This is a genomic window from Pseudomaricurvus alcaniphilus, from assembly GCF_011440395.1.
GTDB lineage: Bacteria > Pseudomonadota > Gammaproteobacteria > Pseudomonadales > Cellvibrionaceae > Pseudomaricurvus > Pseudomaricurvus alcaniphilus.
This window is the reverse complement of record NZ_JAAOIX010000031.1, coordinates 1-1,992: the sequence shown is the minus strand read 5'-3', so window position 1 is coordinate 1,992 and position 1,992 is coordinate 1. Positions and strand designations below refer to the sequence as shown.

Annotated in this window: 2 protein-coding genes; both read left to right on the top strand. The window is 47.5% G+C overall.

Annotated elements, in window-relative coordinates; translation table 11 throughout:
- The first annotated feature begins 698 nt into the window (after positions 1-698).
- On the top strand, positions 699-1,172 hold the full coding sequence (locus G8764_RS22190) for a DUF3592 domain-containing protein (protein WP_166168568.1): 474 nt from the start codon (positions 699-701) through the stop codon (positions 1,170-1,172).
- 563 nt (positions 1,173-1,735) lie between these two features.
- Positions 1,736-1,992, top strand: a 257-nt coding sequence (locus G8764_RS22390) for a hypothetical protein (protein ID WP_207952054.1), incomplete at its 3' end; no start/stop codon positions are given.

Below are 1,992 nucleotides of genomic sequence, written 5' to 3'. Positions count from 1 at the left end.
ACATGACCGCTAACAAGGCTGTAAACTGGACGCAAAATACTACGCAGTTTTTGTGCACTCGCTTCGCTCATTATTGCACAAAAAGCTGCTCCGTATTTTCCGCCAGTTACAGCTGGCGTTAAGTGCTCTCTATTAGATTGAATATAGTAACAAAATTAGATCCCAATATGATTATTAGTAGATTTCGGTTTGTATGGCTAGTTATCGCTATGTCATTCAGTACTAGCTGCAGCTCTTTACCTAAATATGAGCCCTCGGAAATTGAGGATATCTACAATCAATATGAAAACAATGGCTATGTAGCCGTTAATGGGTATTTGTTTCAAGATAATCAAATTAGGCTATATAGTTCGAGAAAGGACGCTGAAAGAATGTCTGAATTGAATATCATTCTAATAGATCCATCTGATTCGGGTAATATGGTAATAAGCTGTGAGGATAACTATGTACGAGTATACGGAAGGCTTGGCCTGAAGTTTAGGGTGTTTGCTTTATCAGATATTGTCAAAGTGGAGAGCGAAGCAGGTAGTGTTTGCTGGCAGAAAGAATAGAGAGAACGCACTTAACAAGGCCCATCAGGCTCGCCCGCAAGCGGGCTGGACCTCCGTTGCGGTGCTTGTTTTGCGGTTTACCGCTACGCTACCGCAAAACATTCACCTCCACTGCGGCCCCTGTGGGCGGCGTTAAGTGCACAAACAATGAATAAGCTTCGAGGAATACTCATAGTAATCGGCATCGCAATTCTTGGTATTGCCGCACGTTCCTACATTGAGTCTATGCAGTATTCCAGCTGGCAAAGTACTCCAGCAGTTTTGCGGTCAGTATCATTGCAAAATGCCAGTAGTCCAACTGTTGCAGGTGCCTCCGACTGGGGTAGCAACATAGGCAGAGCAAGCTATAGCTACCAGGTGGGCGGTAAAGAATATACGGGTACTCGTATCATGCCACTGCAAAATGTTTACTTGCCAAGGGAGAGAGTAGTTAATTTAAGTAAGGGTAATATCACAATCTCATATGATCCTTCTGAGCCTTCTCAATCCTTTATATTTGCTGTTACACCTTTTTCTCAATTGGTCATGCTAGTTTTGGCAGGTATGTCAGCGGTGGCTGTTGCTCTCGGGTTGCCAAAGTTGGTTGCTTTTTTTTGGGGTGCTGCAAGTGAAGGCACTTAACAAGCGGCATCAGCATCGCGCAGCAAGCTGCGCTGGACGTGTGCTGCGCACACGCCGCTGTGCCGAGCGTTAGCAGGCGCAGTCATGGTTGTAGGAGGTCGTAAAGGAAGGCATTATGAATAGGCATTTTAGTATCGAGGGTGTGGCAAGTTCGGTGCACGTAGAGAATTATGCACCATTGGGCTTGGGTGGCAATGGCTCCACAGTACGCGTTCGTTCCTTGGCTTCACGGCTCTTAACCATTATTGTGCTGGGCCCGGTGGCCCGCATAGTTCGGCGCACTTTTCGAGACGTGCTCATGCCTGGCAGCTTCGAGTTTTGCAGTACGTTGCCACTAAGCCTTAAAACCGTCGCGATGAATCAACAATGCTGAAAACGTGGCCTAATCAATTTTGTTGCCGGCGCGCAGCTAACAAAGCTGTGAACCGGACGCAAAATACTACGCAGTTTTTTGTGCATTCGCTGCGCTCATTGTTGCACAACAAACAGCTCCGTATTTTGCGCCAGTTACAGCGGCGTTAGCAGGCGCAGTCGTGGTTATAGGGGGCGTCCAGGAAGGCATTATGAATAGGCATTTTAGTGTCGAGGGTTTGGCAAGTTCGGTGCACGTAGAGAATTGTGCACCATTGAGCTTGGGTGGTGATGAATCCACAGCACGCGTTCGTTCCTTGGGTTCAGGGCTCTTAACCAGTATTATGCTGGGCGCGGTGGCCCGCATAGTTCGGCGCAGCTTTCAAGACATGCTCATCCCTGGTTGCTCTGGGTTTTGCAGTACTTTGCCACTAAGCCTCAAAACCGTCGCGGTGAATCAACAATGCTG

What these genes read in the sequence shown, in the direction of transcription:
- G8764_RS22190 (WP_166168568.1), top strand. Translation starts at nt 699, where the DNA reads ATGAATAAGCTTCGAGGAATACTCATAGTAATCGGCATCGCAATTCTT.